Source organism: Actinosynnema sp. NPDC053489 (assembly GCF_044544865.1).
GTDB lineage: Bacteria > Actinomycetota > Actinomycetes > Mycobacteriales > Pseudonocardiaceae > Actinosynnema.
Map to the genome: position 1 here is coordinate 224,158 of NZ_JBITXT010000009.1, position 26,787 is coordinate 250,944.

Annotated in this window: 1 protein-coding gene (only partly in view); it reads right to left on the reverse strand. The window is 75.8% G+C overall.

The window, feature by feature from the left end; all coding sequences use genetic code 11:
* Positions 1-26,787, reverse strand: partial view of a hypothetical protein gene (locus ACIGNX_RS22365; RefSeq protein WP_396542598.1) — the 3' portion only. 9,342 nt of this gene lie beyond the right edge of the window; 26,787 of the gene's 36,129 nt are visible here — the last part of the coding sequence; its start codon lies beyond the right edge, outside the window; it ends in the stop codon at positions 1-3.

The window sequence follows — 26,787 nt, forward strand, 5'->3', positions numbered from 1 at the left end:
TCACAACACGACGGAGTCCGGTCCGCCGGGCCAGGTCGAGCCCTCCGGCAGGAAGCGGACCGCGCCGGTCGAGAAGACCTCCACCGGGTCGGTGATCACCTCGGGCTCCACGTCGTAGCCGTAGTTCCCCGCCATGACCCGCACGGCGGCGGCCCGCGTCGCCGGGCCGGTGAGGAACACCAGCGACGTCCCCCGCGGGGACACCCCGAGGACGCCCAGCAGGTGGAGCACGACGTCCTCGGGTACGACCTGCGTGCCGTGAGGGCGCACGGGCAGGTGGTAGCCGTCCCGGTCGTGGCGCAGGACCACGTGGAAGCGCGGGGCGTCCCCCTCCTCCCGGGACAGCCGGGGCCGCGCGCCCGAGAGGAAGGCGTCCCGCACCACGACGGCATCCTCCTCCGGCAGGAACGCCACGCCGACGGGCGAGCCCTGCGCGGCGGGGTCGTGCAGCAGCTCGAACCGGACGGCCGACAACCACGGGTAAACGCTGACCACCAGCGGCGTCGGCGGCAGACCGGGCGGCCCGGCTTCGACGTACCACCCCTGGTGCACCCGTCGCCGGTTGAACAGGTGCGCGCGTTCCAGGCGGCCCGTCGGCCCGTAGAGCGGCACCGACGTGCGCGTCTCGTCCTCGATCGCCCGCCGCGCCTCGTACAGCCACGACGGGGTCACGCCGTCCGGTGACCTGCCGACGTGGCAGACGTCGACCACCACGGGGGTCCACGGAGGCAGGTCCGGCCGCGCCCCCCGCCTGTCGACCATGACCTGGCGCGCCACCTCGACACCGCGCAGGGCGAGCCGGTCGCCGAACTCCCACGGTCGGCCGGTCGACAGGGCGGCGGCCATCTCGGGCGCGTCCCGGGAGCCGTGCCCCATGACCAACCAGGGCGGCAGGGCGTGCGCCGCCCAGGGCGGCACCGCCACGACCGCATGCTCCTCCACGCCCTCGGCCCGGGGGGCGGGCACCATGAAGTACCGGTCGGACGGCACACCCAGCGACGCCGCCGCGACGGTCGACATCCGCATGGCGTCGGCCAGGTCGACGGGGAAGAAGTGCCCGACCACCTGGCCCGTGCCGGGGTGCCGCTGGGGGTAGCGCACCGGGTCCGGGTTCTCGAACACGGCCAGGCCCCACTCGCCGGCGGTGGCCAACACCCCGTCGGTCCGGACGCCGAGCCCGTTCGAGGGATGGTGCAGGCGGCGGTGGTAGCCGGTGACCAACAGCCCCTCGGCGAACTCCGACACGTCGAGCGGCGCCCCGTTGAGCGCCCCGAACACCACGGGCACCTTGGCGTCGCGCCCGGCGGCGGCCCGGAACCGGGGGTCGTGGCCCAACACGGTCGCCAACTGCCCGCCCGTCATCTCCACCGGCACGTCGTCCAAGCGCGTACCGGTGTATCCCCGTCCCGACCGGACCGCCAGGACCAGCACGGGCACCTGGCCGCGCCACGGCACGTCCAGCACCGCTTTGTCGGTCATCCGCAGGTAGCGCTGCAGGTGCCCGGGCGTCATCCGGGACACGACCGGCCGCAGCCGCGTCACCCAGTCCTGCCCACTCGGCGGAACGACCAGGAACACCGCCACCCGCGGGTCCGCTCCGCGCAGCACCTCGACGCGCACGTCGCCGGCCCGCAGCAGCGACACCCGCTCGAACCGCGCGTCCCCGGCGAGGCGCACCGCGCCGCCCTCCGGGCGTGCCGGACCGCCGGTCAGAGCGAACACCTCGTGGAAGAACCCGTTCGCGCGCAGCACGCCCGCGACGTCGTAGCCGAACCCGCCCGGAGCCGGGTGGGAACCGGCGTCGCCGCCGAGCAGCACCACCGGGCCGACGTGGCTCCGCAACAGGTCGTGGAACCCGGGCATCCCCAGCAGGCGGCGCGCCAGGGCGGCGCCGTCCAGTTCGATCACCGCGCCGTCGTCCACCTCGACGACCGCGTGGCGCTCGGTGGTCGGCACCGCGACGACGAGCGGTTCCGCACCGTGCCAAGGCCCCTCGACGGGGTGACCCGCGAGCAGCGCGGCGGCGAGCGCGGCGTACCCCGGCCCGGCGCCCCGACCGGGGAACACCACCGGCCTGCCGGGCGCCACCCGCGGTTCGTCGCGCAGCACGGGCGGCGGACCGGGCCGGAAGCGCGGCGCCGAGGGGAAGTCGGTCAGGAAAACCGGTTTGACGTCGAACCTGCCCGCGTACTCGTAGGTGGTCCGCTGACCGGCCAGCCGCACCAGCTCCGCCAGCAGCGCCTGGTTGAGCCCGGTGACGTCCTCGTCACTCGTGGTGATCAGGACCAGGGGGCGCCGCACCGACCCGCCCACGAGCCGCCGGAAGCGGGGGTTCGACACGAGCCACCGGGCCATCGCGGACGCCGACCGCGCGCTCCGGACCCCGTGCTCGGACACGACGTACCCGCCCGCGGCGGCTTCCAGGAACAGCGCGAAGGGGCGTGCCCGGCCGTCCTGGGCGGCGGTCGCCCACGGTGCCGGCGTCACCGCCTCCCCGCCCCGCTCCACCAGCCCCCGGAAGGCGAAGTCGGTGACCGTGAGCGCGACGTCGGAGAGCATCCGGTTGAGCCTGGGTTCCGCCAGCACGGCCAGCCCGATGTCCTGCCCGGCGATGGTGACCAGGGGCCGCCACGACACCGCGTCCGGCGGGCTGTTGGGCGGGTCGGGGACGAGCACCGGTCCGCCGCTCCGCGTGTCGGAGGGACGCGGTCCCGGTGCCCTCGGGCGGGGCGGGCGCGCTGCCTCGACCCCGCCCCGGTGACCCAGTTCCGCGGCCACCTCGGCCAGCTTGTCCCTCACGTGCGCCGGGACGGCGTGGAAGGTGAGGGTGCTGTCGGGGTCGACCGCGGCCAGGTCGAGCAGCATGGCCGTGAACCTCGTCGGATCGGCCAGGTCCAGGCCGTTCCACTTCAGCGGCACCCGGAACACGCCCTCCACCTGGTTCGCCACGACGTGGAAGCGGGCGCCGCCACCGCCCGGGGGCGGGAGCGCCGCGCCCTCACCTGCAGCGAACGCCTCGCGCACCGCGTCCGCTTCCGCGGCGGGCAGGAACGCCACGCCGGCCGGGCTGCCGTCCGAGTGGTGGAGGGGTGTCCACTCCACGTCATCGGGGAAGAGGTCCGGCAGGCGTTGCACCGGCGGTTGCGGCACGCCGGGCGGCAGGGCCTCGACGATGCGACCGGTGCCGGCGACGACGCGTTGCCCCGTGTACTGCTCGAATGACAGCGCGTCGGTCGCCGCGGCGAGCGGGACGCGCTCGGGCCGCTCCGCCGCCTCGAATCGCAGGCGCATCACGTAGGCGACCGACGGACCGCCGTCGGCCGGCTCCGCACCGATGTGGCAGATGTTCGCGACCCGCGGAGTGCCCGGCGGGACCGCGGCGTCGAGGTAGGCGTCGTGGGCGAGGGAGAGCTGGGCGAACGTCGCCCCGTCCACGAGCTGGGCGTCACCGTGCGCGTGCGGCCGGCGGGCCTTCCACCGTACCCACACCCCGTCCGGCTCCCCGTGGGCGTCCAGCTGCCACACGGGTCCTGTCCACGGGACCTTCGCCGCCACTTCGCGCGTGACGAGCTCGCCGTCGAGGTCGCGCGTGACTTCGTTCAGGCGGTACGAGTCGACACCGGACCGCAACTCGTCGAACCCGGCCTTGGTGAAGGTGAGCACGTCGTAGTGCGTTTTGGGGAACATCTGCCCGTGGGCCCTGGTGGCTCCGGGCGCCACGCGCGGCAGGACGACCACCTCGTCCGCGGTGGGCGGCTCAGCCCACAGGTGGGCCCACCGCGGCTGGTCGACGGCCAGCAGGCCGTCCGCCCGGAAGTCCACCAGGCCCTCCAGGTGGTGGACGGCGCGGGGACGGCCGCCCGCCCTCAGCGCCTCGGCGAACCCGTCCACGCCCTCCGCGGCCCCGCCGACGGCGGCGAAGAAGAACGGAACGTCCGGGTCCTCGCCCGCGGTGGCGGGCAGGTCCGGGTGATCGGACAGCACGCGCCCGATGTCGGCCGCGGTCATCACACCGGGCACACCGTCCGCGCGCACGACGTCGTAGGCGTCCCCGTCCGCGACCGCGACGACCACCACCGGCGCGCGGTCCCACGGCACGGGCCCCACTTCACCGTCAGGCAGGACCACCCCGGAGAGCTTGGTGGGGGTGACCGCGGCCGCCCACGCCCGGACGGCGTCGACCTGCTCGTCGTCGTCCGCCGGGTGCACCAGGAAGACGGCGGGGGGCCCCTGGGTCAGCCGCTCCACCCGGAGGTCGCCGGCGCCCAGGGCGGACACGTGCGCCCACCGGGCTCCCGGTTCCGGGGCCACCGACCCGTCCTGGGGCCGCACACCACCCCGTGCCACGGCGAAGAACTTCGGGTAGAGCCGCCTCCCCCGCAGGAACTCGGCGAAGTCGTGGCCGAAGCCGCCGGGTGCGTCCAGTGACCCGCTGTCCGGGCCGAGGAGCACGACCGGGCCGCCGTGCGCCCTCAGCTCGTCCTCGAACGAGGTGTGGTCGAGCAGGAACCGGGCGATGTCGGCCCCGCCGTACTGCGCCGGGGGACCGTCCGGCGGGTGCACCGTGCCGTACCGGTCGGTCGTCTCCAGCGCGACCACCAGCGGCGGCTCCGTCCACGGCCCGTCCACCGGTGCCCCGGCCCGCAGCGCCCGGAGCACCTCGGCCCGCGCCGGCGACACCCGGTCCGGGTGGTGCAGGTCGAACACCCGCCCGAAGACCTCGACCCGCACGTCGTCGCGGCCCGGCGCGAGGAACTGCCAGCCCGGCCCGTCGACGGGCAGTGCGGGGGCGTCGGCCAGGTCCTCGATGTCCACCACCCCGGTGTACGACCAGGACGGACGGGTGCCGACCTGCCCCCACAACCCGCGCAGGAACTCCTGGTTCAGGTCCTGGTGGGCGCTGTCGCCCCGGGTGAGCACCACCAGCGGGTGGGCGACCCGACGTCCCAGCAGCCGGGTGAACTCCTGCCGTTGCAGCGCCAGCCGCAGCAGCAGCCGCGGCGACACCAGGGTCTCCTGCGCTCCGGCCCGCACCGCGTACCGGCCATCGCGCGCACGCAGGTACAGGTGCCGGGGACGGGTCCGGTCGCCCTCGGTCGCGGCGGCCCACCCCGTCACGCCCTGGACGAACGTGCCCTCGTCGTCCACCAGCAGCAGGACCCGCTCGGTGTGGTCGGTGGTGGACGCCGCGCGCCGGTCCAGGCTTTCGTTGTAGCCCTCGTCCGGGACGAAGCTCACGGCCAGGTCGACGCCGTTCGCGTCGGTGAACGACCGGACGGCCAGGTCGGTGGCCAGCGGCGTCGCCACGTTCGGCAGCACCGCCGTGTCGAGCACCACGCGGCCGTCCGGGAACGGCGCCGGGGTCGTGGCCACGAAGACGTTGCGGTAGGGGACGCCCGGGTCGGGGCGCACCGCGTCGGCGAACCGGGTCGCGGCGGCCACGTGGTCGGTGCCGGGGTGGGGGTCGACGACCAGGACCACCGCCGCCTCGGGGTCCACCGCCGCGTAGCGGGGGTCGCCGAGCAGCGACGAGGCGATCCCCGAACCGTCGTCCGCGCGCCCGCGCAGGGCCAGTCCACCGGGGACCGCGGTCGCGAAGACCACCACGGGCGGGACGGCCTGACCCTCGACCGACAGGGCGGCTTGGGTATCACGCCACCGGTCGCGGTCCTCGTCACCGGCCGGGAACTCGAAGACCGCCGCCGCGCCACCGCGGTCCGCCGACGGCGCGGAGCCGTCGGTGGCCGGGCCACCGGGTTCGCCGGAGGGTCCGGGCCCGAACCGTCCGGGGTCGGAGTCGGGTGAGTCGGGACCGGAGTCGGGTGAGTCGGGACCGGGTGGGCCGGTGACGGGCCCCCGCACCTCCGTGCCGCCCCCGGGGTGGCGCAGCCGCGCGACCCGGCGGAACTCGCCCCCGACCGGCGGCTGCTCCGGCCCCAGCTCCAGGAACCGCAGCGCCTCGTCCGGCAGGTGCGCCACCACGTCGCCGCCCGGTGCGGTGCGCCGGTGGACGAGCGTCCGGACCAGGGGCGCCAGGTCGGGCCGGGAGGCGAGGAAGGACAGCACCGCGGTCCACCCGTCGGCGGGCGCGGGGAGCCGGTCGACGGCGTGGACGACCGCGGTCAGGCGGAGTTCTCCCTCCCGTGACACCAGGTCGTGCACCAGCGTGTGCACCACGCGCTGGATCAAGGCCAGGACCTCGGCGTCGGTCGACGCGGTTTCCGCGACGGTGGGTGCGGGTCCCACCCAGCTCGGGATGGCGTCGGGCAGGACGCCGGACTCGACCGTCGGGACCTCGTGCGCCTCCACGCCCAGCAGCGGCAGGGCGGCGTCCAGCCTCCCGGTGGCCGACACGACCGGGTGGCGTCGCAGGTCGAACCGCCGGACGCGGAACACCTCGGGCTCCAGCTCCCGCGCGCCCCCGTTCGGGGTCCCCTGGGCGTTGCGGTAGGTCGCGGCCAGGGCTTCCGCCCACACCTGCGCGACCGGGTGCCCGCGCGGGGCGACGATCACGTTGGTGCGGAGCCCTTCCTGGTACGGGAGGGACACGGCGTACGCCCGGGGCGAGGTCAGGACGTCCTCGATGGCGGTCACGTCGGAGACCACGTCGCCGCCGTCGACGTAGGCGCCGCCGACCGAGCGCACCACCTCCCACCGCAGGGCGTTGCTCGCCGCGGCGTACCCGTGCGGGGCCTCCTTCGCCCGCTCGGCGGCGGTGTACGGGTGCGTCACCGCCGGGTTGCCCGCGTGGAAGTACTCGTCGACGTCGACCAGCACCACCCCGTTGTCCCGGGCCCAGCGCAGCATGGACCGGACCGCGTCCGCCCGCTCGGACGAACCGGTCGCGGCGCGGTGGACCTCGGCCCTGGTCACGTCGGTCCACAGCACCTGCCGCCAGTGCGGGTGCCGGCGCGCCCGGTCCGCCACCCGGTCGCGGAACTCCCGCGTGACGCCCCGGTCGGCCAGGGGTCCGCCCAGCCAGATCGAGTGCATCAGCGCGGGCAGGTGCAGCACCTCCGGGAGCGGCTGGCCCGTCCAGCTCGCCGCGGGCGCCCAGGCGGACAGGTCGGTGCCCCGGCGGTCGTCGACCCAGCACCAGTCGTCGGCGTCCGGCAGTGCCGACGCGGTGATCGGCGCGTCGGGCCCCGCGGACGCCAGGTCCATCGCCTCCAGCAGGCTGACGACCTGACCGGCGGTCAGCGCGTCGTGGTCCAGCCCCTCCAGGAACCACGGCGTCGGCGGCGGCACGCGCAGCCCGAACAGGTCCGGGCCGAACACCTCGGCGTGCTCGGGCGCCGCCCACCGGGCGTCGGTGGACGCCGCGGAGTCGGCGAGCCACCCCGCCCACCGCGAGGCCGACGAGCCGTCGCCGACGGGCGCGACCTCGGCGGTCTCCGGCGCGCGGGGCCGGCGCACCGGCGAAGGCGCCCCTTCCGGCGCCTCCGCCGCCGAGACGTTCCGCAGCAGGGCCGTCATGCGGTTCGCGATCCGCCACAGGTGGCGCGGTTTGAGCCGGGGACCGGCCTGCGCGCCGAGCACCCGGAGGGGGGAGCCCATGATCCCGTCGTCGTGGACCACGGCGCGGCTCGTCGGCCGGTGCAGGAAGACGGGGTCGTTCCACCCCGGCTGGTGGTACTCGTCGTCGAGCCCGAGCGCGTGGCCGATCTCGTGGGCGGCGGTGGCGGGCGCGATGTCCACCGGCCACCGGTCCTGCTCCACTCCCCCGCCCGCCGCGTCCGGATCGGCCAGGCGCACGCGCAGGTGCGCCCGCGCCGGGTCGTCGACGAACTCCACCGTGACGTGGAACTGCTCGCCCCACGGCAACCGGTAGCCCTGGTTGAACACCGCGTCCACGCCGTGCTCGACCGCGCGGCGGACGGCGTCGACCTCCGACGCCGGGACGGGCCGCCGGTCCTCGCCGCCCAGGTGCACCCGGACGCCGAAGTCGCGGACGACGACGTCACCGACCTCGACCACGCGCACGTCGTAGCCGATGGCGCTCTCGACGCGCTCGAACCGGAACTGCCCCGGCCCTGATCGCGCGGCGGACTGGACGTGGACGCTCTCGCCGCGCACCTCGCCCACCACCCGGGCACGCGCCCGCGCCGCCCGGATCGCCGACGACGGCGCGGGCGTCCGGGGCGCGAACCACTCGGCGTCGGGAGCCGTGCTGTGGCGCCAGCCGCGGTCGTCCAGCACCGCGGACGACCCGCGGACCAGGTCCGGGAGGAAGGCGGCGACCCCGGCCGGGAGCGCCGCCGGCCCGGCGGAGGGAACCGGGGGCGCAGGCTCCGCGTCCGGCCCGGACCGCGCCGACTCGACCGGTACCGACTCGACCGGCGTGAACCCGGCCAACGGGGTCCGGCCCGCGACGGGCCGCGCCGCGCCGATCGCGCTGTCGAACGCGACCCGGTGCGCCGCGAACTCCACGCCGAGCCCGGCGCCCCGCTCGACCTCGGGCGCACCCGGCCTCGCGAGCAGACCACCGGCGGCCACGGCCGACACCACGTACCGCACGTCGTCCACCAGGGCCCACCGGTCGGCCAGCGAAGCGCCGACCGAGGCGCCCCCGACCTTCGCGCGCAGCGCCGCCGGCGTCCCGGCCGCGTCCCGGAGGGCGGTCTCCGCCGCCTCCAGGACGGACTGCCCGTCGGGCACCACCGGGGCCCGACCGCCCGTGAGGTCGGTGACGGCCCGGTGCGCGAGCAGTTCGGGCCGCATCCGGATCGAGGGCGGAGGGGTCCCGAGGCCCGTGCGCCACAACGCGTTCTCGACCACGGTCACGAGGTCGTCGAGCGCCCCCTCGTCCAGGTCCCGGTGGTGCGCCGCCGCGACGGCCACGAACTCGCGCGCGCGGGCCCGGAACCCGGTGTCGGGCCGATCGGGCGTCCCGATCCCCGCCGACGCCATCGCCGCCCTGGCCGCGCGGGCGCCCGCCGCCAGCTTCTCCGGCGTCCACGGCCGCGGCGCGGGGCCCTGGCCGCGGGCGGCGGGACCGTCCGCGATCGCCCGGACCGCGCGGACCACGTCCGCCTCGCCGTTCACCCTGGCCAGCAGCGCCGCCGCGAGGTGCAGGACGTCGTCCCGCAGCTCCGGGTCGAGGTCCAGGGCGCCACCGACCCGCGCGACCACCTCGCGCGCCCTCGGGTACACCAGCGCCCACAGCCACGCCGAGTGGTGCTCCAGCATGAACGCGCGGGCTTCGTCGGCCTCGTGCCGGACCCAGCCCCGCGTCCACCGCTCCGGGCCGCGCTCCAGGAGCTCCCGGTCCAGCGGCCGGGCCGGCACCCCGGTGGGGAGCTGGTCGACCCGGGGTGCGCGCGCCGCGTCCGCGACGAGCCGATCGACTTCCACCAGCCGGTCGGCCAGGGCGTCGACGTGCCGGCGCCACGCCTCGCGGACTTCGCCGAACAGCGGCGCGAAACGGGCCTCGACCCGGGCCAGTTCCCCCGACGCCTCCCGGATCGCCTCCTCCACCAGCGCGATGTCCTCTTCGGCGCGGACCAGTTCGGAGCCGAGGAGCGCCAGCTGATGCTCGTTGTCCGCGTGGGCGCGCAGCACCCGCCGCGTCCGGCTGTCCAGCCGGGCCATCCTCGTGAGGATGCGCCGGTCCTCGGCGTCGGCGAGCAGCGGGGTCGCCGTCAGGTTCCCGGCCACCGACCGGCGTTCCAGGACGAGCCGCCCTCGCTCCTGCTGCAGGGCGTTCACCTCGGCGACCAGCCGGTCCCCGTCAGCCATCAGCCTGGACCGCTCCCGCTCGAAGTCCGAACGCCGCCGCCTGAGGATCTGCGCCTGGTCGCGGGCGGCGTCCAATCTCTCCTGCGCGTGGTCCTGGCGGCGGGGCAGTCCGACCAGTTCGCGCATCGCCCGCGAGTACCGCCCATCGGCCAGACCCGACTCCCCCGTCGCCGTCCTGGCCGGCGGGAACGTGCAGGAGAGGGGATGGCTGCCCGCCCCGGGAGCCCAGCGGTCGGGCCATGCGGCGTTCCGGCTCCCCAGGGCCCGCATGGTCTCCTCGACCTCCCGGAGGTCGCGCGGCCCGAAGGCCCCGGGCAGGCTCGGTGCCCGCAGCAGGTCATCGTGCGTGAAGACCGCGCCGACGGGCACCGCGCCGCGACCACTCCCGTCTCCCGGGTGCCGATCGCGCACACCCAGCAGGTGGCCGACGTGGTGGGCGACGGCCAGCGGCGAGGCGTGCACCTCCCAGTCGTACCGGTTCGAATCCCGCCAGTCCGTGAGGCCGATGAGGACGTGCGCGTCCTCGAACGACCTGGCGAACTCGACCGAGACGTTGAACTGCTCGCCGCTCGGCAGGCGGTAACCCCGGTTGAGCACCAGGTCGACCGCGGTCCCGATGTTCTCGCGCACGTGCGGGATCACCTCGGGGCGGAGCCGGTGGGTGTCGAGCTTCACCCTGACGACGAAGTCGCGCACCGGCACGCCGTCGACATCGAAGGCGTACGCGTCGTAGGCGATGATCACGTCCGCGCTCGTCAGGTCCACCTCGTGCGAGAACTCGCGCACGCTGCTCTCGCCGATCGGCTCGCGCTCCCGGGACACCGCCAGACGGCCGGCGTAGCGGACCCCCTCGGTGCGCGGTCGGTTCCGCCGCTCCTCGCGGATGCGCGCCGGTGGAACCGGGTCGTGCGGCAGGAACCAGGAGTCGTCGGCCGCGGCCGGGTGCTCGGCGGTGATCGGGACGGTGGGTCCGCGCTCCTCCCACCGAGGTGGTTCCGGGACCTCGTCGGTCACCTGGTAGGGCGGCGGTCGGCGGTCGAGCTCCCAGTCCACGACCACGTCCACGCCGTCCTCCCGGCCGTCGACCAGGTGCACGCGGGCGAAGGGCAGCGCCACCAGGCGGCCGAAGACCTGTTCGGCAGCGAGCCCCTGCCCGACGACGAAGGCCTCCGGGAGCGGACGACCTGACCGCCGCCGATCCTCCAGGGCGTTCCCGGCGTACCCGAGGAAGGCGGCGAGCCTGTTCTGCTCGTACGGAGTGAGCACGCCGTTGCCCCCGAACCGGCCGGTCAGGGGTGAGTCGGTGATCGACAGCTCGGGGATCGCCCCCGACGGCAGCACGCCCCTCCCCGGTTGCCCGGTGGAGCGCGACGCGGCCGTCCGCAGGTCGTCGGCGATCCACTCGGCGAGCGGGCGGACCCCCCGCTCGTCCCCGTCCCGGTGCGCCAGTTCGGCGGCGATCACCGCGGTGAAGTCGCCCGCCACCTCCGGGGGCACGGGGGTGGTGAGCACGCTGTCGACGACGGCTCGGGCCGGTCGCGGGTCCCACCCGTCCGGGCGCGCACCCCGCTCCCGCTCGCGGCGCGCCAGTTCCGCCCGCGCGTGCTCGGCACGGACCCGCAGAGCCTGCCCGGTCCAGGGCTCGACCGCGCCGGCCAGACCGAGGTCGAACGCGGCCTTGCGCGCGACCGCCTCCGGCGCGGGACCACCCCGACCGGTGGAGCGCATGAGCATGTGCAGCTCGACCAGGTCGGTGAAGGTCCGCTGCAGCCGGTGCGACCCGTCGGCGAGGATCGAGGCGGCCGTGCTCCTCGCCGCGAGCACCACGCGCGCGGGCACGGGCCTCGCGGCATCGGCGAGGGTCAGCGCCAGTCCCGCACCGACGTGGCCGGACAGCGTCTCCTCCGTCCACGGCGCCCACTCGCCGGCGCACGTCAGCTCGGACACGACGCGGTCGGTGACCGCACCCGCCAGGCGCTCGCTGATCCTCGCCACCGCGGTGTCGTCCGACACCAGCTCCACGGAGAATTCCCTCCGGTTCGCCAACTCCACCGTGAGGAACGACTCGAACCCCAGCTGGGTGGCAGCGGGCAGGGAGTGCAGCAGGGCGCGGGAGTTCAGGATCGCCCGAGCCCGCCGTTGCAGCATCATCCTGCGCACCACCGGCATCTCGACCAAGCGGTCGTCCAGTCCGGGGTCCTCGTCCCACGGGTACCGCGGTGCGGCGTCCGGCAGTGCCCGGTCGCCGCGCCGGAGCGCGGCCCGTGCCCGGTTCAGCCAGGCGGGCCTCGTGCTGCCGGAGGACGGGATGTCCCGGGACGTGCGCAGGTCGGCCACGAGGCGCTCGACCTCGGTGCGCGCGACGTCGCGGGACCGGTGCCGGGCCAGGCTGGTGGCGGCGATGTCGGCCAGGGCGGAGCGCAGCTCCGGGTCGACGTCGGCACTGGTGCCGAGGACGCCGGCGACGAGCCACCAGGCGGTGGGCTCGACCACCTCCCGCTCCGACCGGGCGAAGTAGTCGTCCCACCACCGCCGCTGGTGGGCGGCTTCCGCGCGCACCGAGGCGGCCCGCGAACCGCGCTGCCCGGTCACCTCCCGGCCGCGGTCGAGCACGACCGCGCGGTCCGAGCGGGGCGGCCGGACGCCGGGCAGCAGGGTGGTGATGCTGCCGTCGATGCCCACCACCACCTTGGCGTCCATCGCCTCCGCGTCCCCGCGGTGCCCGGCGCCCCTGGCCGCGGCCCTCAGCGCGCGCACGTCGGCGGGCGTGACGTCGCAGGCCGTGACGGTGAGCGTCGCGTCCGGGTCCGCGATGCCCAGCAGCACCACGAGCCGCGCGAACGCCTCGTCGCCCAGGACGGCGGGTGACGAGCCGGCGCTCGGCACCTGGAACCCGGCCGCGTCGTGGTGGGCCAGCACGAAGAACCTGCGCGTACCGCCTCCGGCGGCGGCGCCGAAGCGCGCCGCCGCGCCGTTGCGGAACGCCTCCCGCACCACGTCAGCCTCCTGCCCGCTCAGGAACGCCACGCCGACCACCTCGTCCGCGCCGTCGCGCAGCACGTGGTGCTCGACGTCGTCGACCGGGACGGTTCCCGCGGCGTCGTCCTCCGGCCTCCACCGGTACCGCCGCGAGGCGGGCCCGGCGGCGCGGGCCGGTCGGGCGGGCGGGGGCGAGGTCCGCGACAGGTCCACGAAGACCCCGCGGTCGGTCACCACCCGGTCCAGCACCTCGGTGCGCCGGGGCAGACCGCCGGTGGCCGCCAGGAACGAGACCGGCCCGCCGTCCGCGGCCTCGAAACCCGCGTGGAGGTGCTGGGCGGTCGTGGTCCGGCCGTCGGGCCGGCCCAGTCCGGCGCGGGGGATCCAGGCGATCTTCGCCTCGCCCGGCGGGTGGGGGACGGAGCGGTAGAGCCGGTTCGACGTCACGACCCGCCCGGCCGTCCGGCCGGAGTACACCACCTCGTCGCCCATGACCGCCGGGTGCTCGGTGCGCATCCGCGCCCTCACCCCGTCGGCGTCGCCGTTCATGGCGAGCACCCACGGCGGCACGGTGGCGCGGGCCCACTCCATGGGGTGCTGGGCCGAACGCGGCTTCACCGCGCTGCCGCCGGCCCCGGCCAGGCTGTAGTAGTTCCGGTCCGGCGTCGTTCCGTCCCGCACCCAGTCGAGCGGCACGTGGGCCAGGTCCTCGGTCGAGCCGGGGTAGAACTGGCCGTGCACGCGCCCGGTGAGGGGGTTCACCAGCGGCAGGGAGACCAGGTTGTCCGGTCCCGGCACGAGGCTCGGGACCAGGTCGAAGTCCTCGTCGAGCGCGGTGATCGTGCCGTCGGCCTCGAACACCGCCCTGCCGGGCGCCCAGTGCAGGTCCCGCGAGTAGCCACCGCGGAACATGCCCTCGGCGAACGCACGCGCGTCGACCGCCCCGCCGTCGAGGCCGACGAGCGCGAACGGCTTGGCGTCCGGGTCGGTGCCCGCGGCGGCGCGCACGTGGTCGTCCAGGCGCAGGGGCTCGCTGAGGCCCCGACCGTTGGTGCGCAGGGAGGTGCCGTCCGCGCGCTCGGTCCGGTAGCCGCGCCCGGAGCCGCGCGACGCGAGGAAGAACAGGGGCGGCGCGTCGGGGCGCCACGGCGCGGCGCGCCACCGGCCGGAGGCGTCCCGGACGCGCGCCAGCGTCCGGGGGGTGGCGTTGGCCGCCCACCGCACGACGCGCTCGAACTCCCGCTCGTCGCCCGGCGAGCGCAGCACCACGGCCAGCACGTCCCCGTCCCGGCCGGACACCACGTCGACGACGAGGTCGCCGGGGCGCAGGGCGGAGACCGACGTGAACTTCGGCCGGCCGGCCAGGTCGCGGCCGGTGTAGGCGAAGACGGGGCGGTAGTCGCCCTGCTCGTGCAGCACCGTGCCGTAGTCGTAGGCGGACCCGCCGGGCGCGACGCGCTCGTCGACTCCCCGGCCGATCAGGACCAGCGGCCGGTCGGGGTCGCCGGCGAGCGCCCGGTCGAAGCCCCGGTCGCGCAGCATCCGGTCGGCCACGGCCCGGCCGCCGAGGTGCGCGCGGGCGTCGTCGACGAGGGGGACGTCCACGTAGTACCCGCGGGAGTTCCAGGTCACGACCAGCGGCTTGGCGCCCCACAGCTCCGCGCCGACGCGACCGGCCAGCACGTCCTCGACCAGGGCGGCCGTCTCCCGGTCCGGGCCGTCGGGCCCGGTGAGCCGGAACTCGTCGCCGCGGCGTTCGAGGGCGAGGTCGGCGGGCGACAGGCCGGGCACCTCGACCGGCCGGTGGCCGTCGGCGAAGACCGGCGGGCCCAGGGCCCAGCCCATCCTCCTGCCGTCGCTCACCTCGTCCCACACCGGGCCGACGTAGCGGTAGTGCTGGCGCGGCCCCAGCGTCCGCCTCAGCAGGTCGGTGAGGCGCTGGTCCAGCGCGTCGTCGGGTTGCCCGTCGACGATCGTCACCAGCGGGCGGCGGACACCGTCGTCCTCCAGGTGCCCCAGCCCTTCCGCCCACTCGGCCAGCACGTCGACCACTTCCCGGTCGCTCAGGGTGACGGGCAGCCTGCCGACGTGCGCCCTGGCCGCGTACCCGGTGCCCTCGCGCTCCAGGCGCAGCGTGTACGGGTGCGCGCGGCCCGGTTGGAGGTGCTCCGCCCAGACCGCGGGGAGCGCGGAGGACGGCAGGGCCCGGCGGAGCGCGCCGGGCGGCGCGTGCAGCTCGACCGACTGCACGGTGTCGTCCACGAAGGCGGCGGCGCGGGCCAGCAGCCTGCGCCGGTCGTTGTCGGGGGTGAGCGCCAGGCCGTGGAGCCCGCCGTCGGCGCGCGAGGTCACCGCGGTCAGCAGGTCCCGGGCGAACACCGGTGACACGCGGGTGAAGCGCTCCTCCCACGCGTCGCGGACGTCCTCGACGGGGACGGCGTTCACGACGACGTCGAGGTAGTCGCCCGCGCCGCGCAGGGCGGTGGCGAACCGCGCGGCGGCGACGCGGTAGCGCGCCGGCGGCACCGCGGAGTCGACCAGCAGCATGATCGTGGTGGCCGGGCCGATCCTGTCCATCACCCCGGACCGCCGGACCTTCGCCGCCAGGGCAGGCCCGTCCTGCCACCTGCCGTCGACCAGGAAGCGGTCGCGGTCGCCCACGACGAAGACCTTCAACACGGACAGGTTGCGCCAGTAGGGCGCCATCCTCGACGACAGCTTGTCCCACTTCTCGGCCAGGTCGTGCCGGCCCGATGGCACGACCATCAGGCTCAACGGCGGGTCGGCGTACGGGCTGGGCGCGCGCTCGTCGCCGGGTCCGGGGACGAACCCGGGGCCCAGGTCGCCCAGCACCACGGCGTCCTCGACCCGGTCCGGCGCCTCGTCGACGGGCAGCACGTCCGCCCGCCCGGAGCGGTGCACCACCACGGCCGCTCCGGGGTGGGTGTCCAGCGGACCGTCGTGCCCGAGTTCCCGGCCCCACGCCCGCAGCCGGTCGCCGTCGGCGACGCCACAACTCACCAGGGACACGGCGGCACCGGGTCCGATCAGGTCCATCGCCCGCAGCAGCGCCAGGTACTCGCGGCCGTCGACGACGCGCTCGCCACCGGACTCGAGCGGCAGCGCGAAACGCCCCTCGCCCCGGCCGTGCGCCAGCACGTGGAAGCGGGGCTCCCCGCCGGTCCGCGCCGCCAGGTCGGCCGCGGCGCCGTTGCGGAAGGCGCTGCGCGCCACCTCGGCGTCGCCGGCGCGCAGGAAGCCCACGCCGACGCGGTCGCCCTCGGCGTCGACCAGGTCGACGTGCACGAGGTCGGAAACGAGGGCACGCCGGGCGTTGTACTCGGCGATCCGGCCGTCGACCGCGTTCTTGGCCCGCCACCAGTCGTCCTTCGCGGTGCCGGCCTCGGCGCGCGCCCCGTCCAGCGCCCGCATCTCCTCGGTGAACCGCACGCGCAGGACCGTCGCGCGGTCGGTCGCGTCCGGGTTCGCGGACGCCCGGAGCGCCTCCTCGGCCCGCTCGACGCGGTCCAGTTCCGCGCGCAGCCCCGCGACCAGCTCCCGTTGCTCGTGCAGCTCGAAGCGCAGCACGTTGAGCAACGCGTCCTCGTCGTCGTGGTGGGCGTCCAGCGCCCGCTCGATGGCCCGCTGCTCCCGCTCCGCCGCGTGGAGGGCGTCCCGGGCGGAGAGCACCGCCGGCGGCACCTCCCGCGGCGGGTCCGCCTCGACCTCGGTCGGCGTCGACCCCAGCTCCAGGACGAGGTCCTGCGCAGCGTGCCGGTGCGTGTCCGCGGCGAGTTCGGCGTTGCGCCAGGTGTTCGCGGCGTCGCGCAGGGCGTCCTGCGCCGCCAGCAGCCGGTGGTCGAACGACGTGCCGAGCAGCTGTTCCGCGTCAGCGGCGGGCAGCTGGAGCCGGGCGGCGCGCGGGGCCCGCACGCGGTTCGCCGCGACGCGCCCGTCACCCAGGTCCGCGACGACCAGGTACTCCACGTCGAAGCCGACGACGGCGCTGCGGTCCAGCCTGATGAAGTCCCGCTCCCGGAAGTCGGAGAGCGCGCCCCCGGCGGACCGGGCCGCCTCGGCGCTGCGCTGGACCTCGACGCCGGTCGTCGTGAGGTGAACCGACCGCTCCGGGTCGGCGGTGCCGTCGTCGTGCCGGGCGATGTCGTAGTAGTTGCCGCTGCCCAGGCCGATGCCCACGTCGGTGGTCTCGGACCGCTCCGCGGAGTGCTCGACCGCCGTGGAGTCGGCGGTGATGCCGAAGTCGTACAGGTGATCGGTGAGGCCGCCGAGGACGGGCGCGGTGAGCTTCGCGTACACCCGCACCGCGGCGGTCTCGCCGGGTCCCGTCGACGACTCGTGCAGCCCCGGCACGTCCAGGTGCTCGCCCCGGCCCAGGCCCGGCAGGACGGCCTGGAGCTGTTCGCGGCTCACCGCGGCCTGCAACGCGGTGAACGCGCCGGTGCCCTTGCCGGTCAGCCCCGGCAGCGGGTCCTCGCGGTTGGTGCCCGCGGCCGCCGCGCGGCGCAGCGCGTCGGTGGCCGCCTTCCGCAGCTCCGCCGCGCCCAGCACGTCCTCGACCGACGCCGAGGCGGGCGGCGCGACCGCGTCGGACCGCCACGCGGCAATCCGGTCGTCGGCCGTTTCGCCCGCCGGGAGCGAGGTGATCGCGACCGGCGCGGGCGGCGAGCCGGCGCCCGTGGTCGTCACCGAGTCGGCCTGGCGGCGCAGCAGGAACCGCTCCGCCTCGCTCGCGGCCGCCCCGATGGTCTTCTCGCCCTTCTCCACCACCAGTTCGAACCGAATCGGCAGCGAGTAGCGGGCCATCGGCCCACCGGTGCCGCGCAGGTGGGCGAACACCTCGGAGGTGGCCTCGGCCTCGCCCGTCGAGGCGGTCCGCCCGACCCCCACCGCGGGCATGGCGCCGACGGAGTTGCTGGGCTCGCCGGGTTCGGGGTCGAAGGCGTGCCCGGCGGGCAGCCGGAGGGTGACGCTCAGACCGCTGCTCCGGGCGGCGCCCCTGACGGTCCGGCGGACGCCGGCGGAGAGGTGCTCGATGCTCACGCCGTCGTTGACGACGTCGACGAAATCGGCTTCGTCGGCCAGCTCCGCCTTGAGCGTGACCTGGTAGACCTCCTTGCCCACGAGCCGTTCCGGCCGGTGCAGCGCCAGGGCCGCGCCACCGTCGAACGCGCTGTCGAGCAGTGCCTTGACCCCGGTCGGGGAGGTGAAGTCGGACAGGCGCTGGAGGTTGTTCATCATGTCGTCCAGCACCGAGTCCGGGATGAGCCGGCGCGTCGCGTGCCGGTCGGACGCGGCGATGTCGGCGAGCAGGTGCCGCACGACGCCGCTCAGGTCGGGCTCCGCCCCGGGCTCCAGCATGCCCAGCCCCAGCGAACCCGGCGCACGCGGCACGAGCAGCTCCGGCGCCCGCAGCGCCCTGGCCACCCCACCGCCCCCGGTCGCCCCGCCCCGGTCCGCACGTCCCTCGCCTGGATGCCCCTCGTGCGGGCTCCCATTGGCGGGGTCGTCCACCACCACCGCGGCGAGCGGTTCGGCCACCGGGACGTCGACGACGTCGACGTCGCGCGCCGGACCGGGCCGGAGCACCGCCCGCTCGCCGAGCGGGCGCACCACGTCCTCCCGGACCGCGTCCACGTCGGGCAGCAGGCCCAGCTCCAGGGCGACCTGCTCGGTCACCCGCACGAAGACGCCACCGGGCAGGGTGACCACCGCGCCGGTCCGCCCCAGCGCTCCCCGGTGGAAGGTGTTGGCGTTGCGGCTCTCGCCCACCGCGGTGAACGCGGCGTCCAGCTGCACCAGCGCGGTGCGCCCGGTGGGCGGCGTGAGGCGGTTGCGGTCCACCACGCCGACCACGGTCCTGGCGTCGAACCGGGACCGCAGCCACATCACCCACCTGGCGACCACGTTCGCACCGCCCAGCCCCTCGGGGGACGGGTTGTTCGGCCGCCCGGTGGCGCCCCCGTTGAAGATCAGGTCCACCAGCTTCGTGGACGCCCTGATCCCCGCGACGTGCCAGCCGCCGGTGGTGGAGTTCTCCGACGAGGTGTCGTCGGAGATCGACACCAGCCGCGGGTTGGACAGGGCGACCGACACGCCGAGCGCGCCGACCCGGTCGCTGAGCCACCGGTCGTACCGCAGGCCGGTGTGCACCAGGGCGCCGTCGCGCATGCGGTTCAGGTTGGCCTTGACGTTCGACGGGCTGAGCAGCCGGTCGAGCTGGTCGCGCGCGTGGGTGCCGGGCACGACCAGGGCGCCGTCGCCGCCCGCGGCCCTGGTCACCACCTCCCGGACGGCGTCCTGGAGCCGGTCGTTGTGCGCGACCGCTTCGACGTGCAGCCAGTCGAAGCGCAGCGCTCCCGACCGGTCGGCGGTGAGCATCGAGGCGATCGGCGCGGGCGAGGGCCGCTCGGCCACCTCGGGCTCACCCGGCGCGAACCGCCGCGGGTCCGTGTCCGAGGTGGCCCCGCGGTCCACCCACAGGTGCACCGGGCCGCTGATCGGCGGCAGGGCCGTCGGACCGCCCTCGGTCGCCGGCGTGCCGGGGGCGGCCGTCCGCGCGAGGACCCTCGGTTCCGGCACCCTGCGGTAAGGCGATTCCAGGCCCAGCCGGCGGAGCCAGGAGCGCGGCCGGCTGAACGAGGTGATGCTGACGTCGAACTCGACGTCGTGCCGGAACACCTCCGCGTCGGGGCTGCCGATGCTGAGGGAGGTGTCGCGCGCGGTCGGCCCGGCGTCGGTGCGCGTGGTGTCCACCTTGTGGAAGCGCATCAGCACCTGGAACAGCGAGGTCGCCACGGAGACGCCCCGGTCGACGAAGCCCAGCCGGGCGTCGATGCCCGCGTTCCAGCCCTTGGTGGTGCCGGTGGCCGCGCCGAGTTCGGGGCCGGCGGCAGTGTAGTGGCGCACGTGGCGCTTGGGCGCCGTGCCGAGGTGTTCGCCCGGTCCGAGCTTGGCCTTGACGACGACGTTGACGTACTCGTTGTGGAGCCTGCCCTGGCGCTTGAGCCGGACCTTCACGCCGGAGCCGGTCAGGTCCTCGACGCTCGCCCGCAGTGCCGCGGGTGACAGGTGCGCGGTCAGCGCCCGGAGGTTGGCGACCTGCTCGGCGACCTCGCCCGCGTCCAGGTCGTTCTCGCGGGACGCCGGGAGTTCGCGGTTGAAGGCGGGCAGGAAGTGCTCGAACCCGGGCTGGTCGCGCAGGGCCCGCTCCACCTGGTCCTGCACGCGGTGCGCCGGGGCGAAGCTCCCGACCTTCGCGCTGCCGGTCGCCTGGCCGGCGGCGACGTGCGCCTGCTCGAAGCGGGTGCCGGGGTTCGCGAACCCCGTCGACGCGCCCTCGGGCACCGGAAGGCCCGCCATGGCCGCCTCCCGGAGGCCGACCCGCAGGAACGCCGTGCCGGGCACGACGATGTCCTCACCGTGCTGCGGGCGCACCACGTGGTTCACGCCGACCTCGTAGAGGCCCACCGCGTCGGCGATCTCGATGCCGACCCGGGTGGTGCCGGACGTGCCGGCGACCGCGTCCTCCTGCGTGCGGGCGCTGTAGCCGGTGGTGACGCCGGCCTGGCCGAGCACCGGTTCCGGCAGGCCGTCACCGCCGCCCACGCTCGCGATCAGGCCGAAGCCCGCCGCGGTCGACGCGGTGACGCCGACGCTGGTGGTGAGCTGCTGCCGGTTGCGCAGCTTGCCCCGGTCGTCGACGCCGACCAGTCGCGCGGTGGTCAGCTCGACGCGCGTGCGGACGACGCTCGCGTGCGCCCCCGACGGGCTGGACAGGACCGGTGAGGTGGACCAGCCGCCGAGCATCGACACGAGCCGGTTGCGCAGCGACGCGGGGTGGAAGAGGGCGCGCAGCCGGCTGCGCCCGCCGCCGCCCAGCTTGGTGACCGACCTGTGCATCCGCTTCGACACGAGCGCGGCCACGTGGTCCGGGTCCACGTCGACCACGGCCTCGGGGAACGGGTGATCCAGGTGCTCCCACCAGCGCGGGTCGGCCGGTCGCACCCGTTCGGACAGCGCACCCGCGCGGGCGAAGCGGGGCAGGTCCAGCGGCACGTCGAGGGTGACGCGCAGGTCGGTGTCCGGGCCGCTCGTCACGACCTCGGCGGCCACCATGTCACCGGCGGCGTCCGTGATCGAGACGGTGTAGGTGACCGGCACCTCGACCTCGGCGACCTCCGGGGCGCGCAGGATGTGCTGCTCCTCGACCTCGAAGCCGACGACATTGGTGGTGTGGACGTGCGAGCGCGGCACGCTGCCGATGAACCGCCCGAACGCGCCCAGGCCGGCGCTGACCACGCCGGCGACGGCGAGGTCGCCGGCGGCTTCGCCCGTGGTGGCGGTCGTGCCGCCCTCGGAGTTGGCGAACCTGGTGTCGAGGCCGGCAGGCCGGGCGGGCGGGGGTAGTTCCGCGGCGGTACCGGTGGGCAGGTCGAGCTTCGCCTGGACGCGCACGTCGTACCAGGACCCGCCGACCCGCACCTGGAACTCGCGGCCCTCGCCGAGCAGGGACTCGAAGTCGCGGGTGACGGCCTGGCCGATGGCCTCGACGCCCCTCGGCCGCGCGCGGTCCTCGCCGGTCATGCGCGTCACCACGGTGTCGAGCAGGCCGCGGACCCCCGGTCGGGGCGCCGCGCCGTCGGCGGGCAGCAGCCGCGCCACGGCGGCCACCAGGTGTTCCGCACCGCGCGCCGCCGCGGTGATCGGGCCCAGGGACTGGCTGGTCGTGAAGTACTGCGGCAGGTCGTGCAGGGTCCACGCGCCCAAGGGGCCACCCGCCGCCGGGCTGCCGTCCGGCTCCACCGACGCGACGCCCAGCACCACAGCCGTGGTACCCGGCTCCAGCGACACCGTGTCCGGCTGCACCTGCACGGTGGCCGGTTCCACCGGCGCGGTGACCGGGTCCCCCGGCGCGGTGTCCGACTCCGCCTGCGCGGTGTCCGGTCCCACCTGCGCGGTGTCCGGCTCCCGCGGTGTGGGGTCCGGTCCCACCTGCGCGGTGTCCGGCTGTCCGACTTCGGCGGGCAGGGCGAACCTGACCCGACGTGTCCCACCGGACGGCACGTCGTGGTCGAACGGGCCGTCCTGGTCGAACGGGCCGTTCCCGGCGGGCGGCGCGGCGTCGCGGGCGGTGGGCGCGAGCGGCCCCCTGAGGCCGAGAGACCTCATCGTGTTGTCGACGAGCCACAGGTGCCGGGGCTTGAGCTGCCTCGCCCGCCCCTCGGCCCGGCTGCCCATCAGGCCGCCGTCGTCGACGACGCGGCCCGCGCCCTCGCGGTGCATGAAGACCACCGCTCGGTCGCCGCGCTCGAAGTACTCGTCCTTGAGCCCGAGGAAGTGCCCCACCTCGTGCGCGGCGCTCCCCGGCTCGAGGTCCACCGGCCAGCGGTGCTGGGACGGCCTGGTCCCGGCCGGCGCGACGGTGACGCGGGCGTGGGCGTCCCGCCTCCGCTCCACGAACTCGACGGTGACGTTGAGCTGCTCCCCGTCGGGGAACCGGTAGCCGCGGTTGAACACGCCCTCGACGCCGACGCGCACGGTCTCCCGGAGGATCGCCACCTCCTCGGGCGTGGCCTCGCCGTGCGCCAGGTACAGGCGCACGGTGAGGTCGCGCACGGGGGTGCCGTCCACGTCGAAGCGGCGGACATCGTAGGCGATCGCGACCCGCGCGCGGTCCAGGGCGACGTGCCCGGGGCTGATGGTGCTGGTGATCCGCACGCCGTAGTCCTCGCCCTCGACCGCGCCGGTCACCGGGACCCCGGCCCGGGCGGCGCGCACGCGCGCCGGCGAGACCGGGCCGCGCGGGCTGAACCACTCCGCGTCGGGCACGGTGCTGTGCCGCCACGTCGGGTCGTCGAGCACGGGCGTGGCCACGACCGCGGTGGCCCCCACCGGGGCGGACGGTCGCGCCGTGGCCGCGAAGACCTCCTCACCGCCGAGGCGGGACCTGTCGCGCCTGAGGTCCCAGTCGACGTGGACGTCCACCCCGTCGGCGCGGCCCGGCCGGACCTCGACCACCGCGTGGTCCCCGAGGACCGCGGCCACCTGCTCCGCGAACGCGCCGGAGACCGTCACCAGCGGCGGCTCGTACCCCCGCTCGCCCCGCCGGAGCGCCTCCTCCCCCAGCTCCAGGCGCAACCGGTGCAGGCCCTCGTCCGCCGCGAGGTCCGGCTCACCGGCACCGGGCAGCAGGGTGTGGGACCACTCGGGACTGCCCGGGTGCCCGGTGGAGCGGTCCGCGTCCGCCAGCGAGCGCGGGTCCGCGGCGATGCCCAGGTCGAGCGCGATCCGGTGGGCGTAGGCGACCGCGCCGCGGTAGTAGCCGCGGACGTCGCCGTGCCGGACCAGGTCGTCCGCGACGACCGCGGTGAGGTCGGCCGGCACGGAGGACGTGACGTCGGTCGCGCCGGACGCGGTGAACCCGACGATGCCCCGCGCCCGGCGGACGGCGGCCACGCGCACGTCCGCGTCCAGGGCGGCCAGGTCCGCGACCGCCCGCCGCGCGACGGCGCCCAACCTCGCCGCCGTCCAGCGCGGAGGCGCGGCGGGGCGCCCCGTCACCGTGACCGGTGCACCGCCGTCGGTCCGCAGGTCGGACACGACCCGCCGGGCCAGCGTCACCGCCAGGTCGCTGTCCGCGTACCGGAACAGCTTCTCGGCCGTGAAGTCGACGACCGCCTCGCGCAGGTCCGGCGCCATGGCCGCGGTCCCGGCGAGCCGGTCGACGACCGCCCGGCCGGCGTCGCGGGCGACCGCGCGCATGTCGTCGGGGTAGGTGGCCAGCCGGTCGCGCGACCACGCGGCCTCCGCCCGCACCTCGTCGGCGGTCCAGCGCGAGCGCGCGGGGACCACCGGGCGACCGCTCGGCGCGTCGTCGGCGGCCTCCTGCGCCTCCCGGTCGTCCTCCGGGGACTCGGACCGCGACTCCTCGAACCGGAAGTCGCCCGTGAAGGCGATGCCGAGGACGCCGCCTTGGGCGTCCCGGATCGGCCGACCCGCACCCAACCGGACGACGTCCGCGTCATCCTCCAGGTCCCACGGCCGACCGGAGGGCTGGTCGAAGCGCGGGACCGGGGGCGCCACCTCACGCGGCGGACCGCCGTGCGCCACACCGGTCCGGGTGTCCCGTTCCGGGGCGGCCCGGTCCCAGACCTCCTGCTCGCCGAGCTCCCGACTCCAGCCCCGGTCGCCGTAGCCCTCCCGGTCCGCGAGCACCGCGTGCCACGCCCCGGCGTCCCGCTGGGCGCGCTCGAAGAGCTCCCGGTTCCAGGTCCGCTCGTCCGGGGCGTCCTGGACGTCGACCTCGTCGTCCCGCGTGCCGGGGGCGAGCAGGCCGGGCTCCGCGGTGGGATCGGCGACCGCCGCCCCCTGCCCCGGCGCCGCCGCCGGTTCGGGCTGTGCCACCGGTTCCGCCTCGGCGGGCCACGGTCGGGGCATCGAGAACCACAGCGCGTCGCGGAGTTCGGCGGGCACGACGACGTCCTCCGTCAGGTCCCGCTCCTGCCCGCGCTGGAGCGCGTCGGCGAGCTGGTCCAGGGAGAAGCCACCCTGGAACAGCATGGACATCTCGGGCAGGATCACCGGCTGGAAGCCGTTCTCCAGCAGCAGCCGGGGCAGCAGCAGGTACACGTTGGTCCTGCCGTTGCCGTCCGAGAACGGGTGGATGACCTGGAGGCTGCGCACCGCCGAGCCGATGGCGCGCAGCCGCTCGCGATCGGTGGTCGCCCGCTCGATCTCGTCGTAGTAGGCGTCCAGCACCCCGTCGATCAGCGCCGGCGTTTCGTGGGCCCGGTAGTTGGTCTGCACCTGCTTCATCCAGTGCCCGACGTCGAAGACGGCGGTGATCGCACCGTCTCCGCTCTCGCCCATCAGCCTCCTGCCGTTCACGGTGTGCGTCAGCACGTCAGGAGCGGGAGCGTCGGTCCAGAGCCCGAAGTACGCCTTCCACGGCGCCAGGAGACCTTCCATCCCGTTGGGTTCGATCGCCTTGCCCAGCTCCCTGGTGACGAGCAGGTGCATGTTCATGTAGTCGGCGGAGGTCAGCCTCCGGCTCGTCATGACAGGTGGGTCGAGGATCGCGTCGTACGCCTTGACCATGCCGGCCCGGAAGCCCGGGGACTCGGTGCGGTCGTACAGCAGACCCGGGTCGTCCGCGCTCTCGCGCAGCGCCCGGTGGTGGTGCCTCGGGTCGATGTAGAGCCGCCACCACTGGTCGCGCGGCAGCACGTCCCGCAGCCGCAGACCGGGCGTGCCGACCTCGCCTTCGACGGGTGCGGCGAACGTGCTCGCCAGCCACTCGTCGTTCTCGTGCTCCGGAGTCAGGGCCCGACGGGCGAAATCGACCCGGGACAGCGCCTCCCCGATCGCGGCCTCGGCCCGCTCCACCTCCGCCTTCAGCTCCGGCAGCCGGGCGGGGTCCCCGGCGCGCAAGCCCTCCACGGCGCGGTCGTGCTCCCGTTGGGCCGCCCGCAGCGCCTCGCCCGCCCGCGCCCGCGCCCGGTCCCCGGCGGACAGCCGCGGCGAATCCGGGTCGCGATCGACGTCGACACCGGGCGCCACCTGGCCGCGGGCGACGAGGCGGTTGATGATCGCGACCTGGAAAGAGGCCTGTCGGTGGGCGGTCCACTCCCGGGAGCGGACCGCGTACCCGGGCGTCGTGGCGCCGTCCGCGGCACCACCCACCCGTCGCAGCTCGGCCTCCGCCGCCGCCAGGGCACGGCGTGCCGTCACCCGCGCACCGTCGATCTCGGCCGCGCGCAGGATGGCGATCACGTCGACGTCGGCGACGCCGTGCTCGTGCAGGTCGTCCCGGGTCTCCGAGGCGATCCGCACCTGCCACCCCGCGGCGCTCAAAGCCGTCTTCGCGCTGTCGACCAGGTCCTTGGTCTGCTGGAGGACGTGGCGGTCCGAGTCCGACCCACGAGCGCTGTCCAGCGCGATCCTGGCCAGCTCGTGGTAGCGCTTCGCCGCCACCAGGCGGTCAACGGCCAGCTCGCGGGCGCGCTCGGCGGCCGTGCGGGGTTGGACCGCCTGGTCCGGCTCCGCGACGATCTCGACGATCTCCACCTGCCATGCGGTGGACCGCTGCACCGCCACGGCGTACGCCACGTCCCCGCGCAGGCGCCGGATGACGCGTTGAGGCGCGTCGTCGGCCAGCGCGGTGTGCAACCGCCGCACGGCCCGGTCGCGTTCGTGGACCGCCGCGACGGCGAGTTCCCGCGCCCGCGCCCGCGCCCCGTGTTCCGCGGCGAGTTGCAGGGCGCCCCTCACGTCGACCCCGATGTAGGAGGACGACTCCTGGTAGTAGGAGGGATCGGTGTAGCGGGTGATCTCCCACAGCCACCAGGCCACGCGGATGTCGGTCGCCAGGTCGTCGGGGGTGCCTCGGTCGTCGCTCTCGGCGACCTCGACGCCGTTGCGCAGGTCCTCCAGCAGGACGGAGTACTCCTCCACGGCCTGCTCGTACAGCATCCGGGCGTGGCGCTGGGCGGGCTCGTCCTCCGTCGCGAGCACCGGCAGGCGGTCGGGACCCGATCGGGTCGCGGCCTCGGCGGCGAGCTGCAACTGCTCCCAGGCGTACTCCGCCACGTCTTCGAGCGCCGACGCCTGGACGGTGTCACCGGCCCGGATCAGGTCCAGGACCTGTCCCTCCACGTACGACAGGTGCCTCAGCGCGGTCTCGTGGACGTGCCACAGGCGCGCGACCGCCCTCCGGGGCCGGTCGCCGGGGTCGCCGGTGCCACCGTGGTCGTCCCGGCCGCCGGGGACGTCCGCGTCGCCGCGATCCCGTGCGCCACCACGTCCCTCCGCGCCACCACGTCCCTCCGCGCCACTGGGACCCCCCACGCCACTGGGACCCTCCGCGTCATCGAAGTCTTCCGCGTGATCGGGGCGTGAGCCGTCATCGCCGTCGGTGTCCGTGTCGTCCGAGTCGTCCGCGTCATCGACGTCCGTCGAGCTGTCGGACTCGTCGTCGGGCTCCGCGGGCGGCAGGCTGTCCAGTTCCTCGACCCGCTCACGGGCGGCGTCGACGTCCTGGCGTGCCGCGGC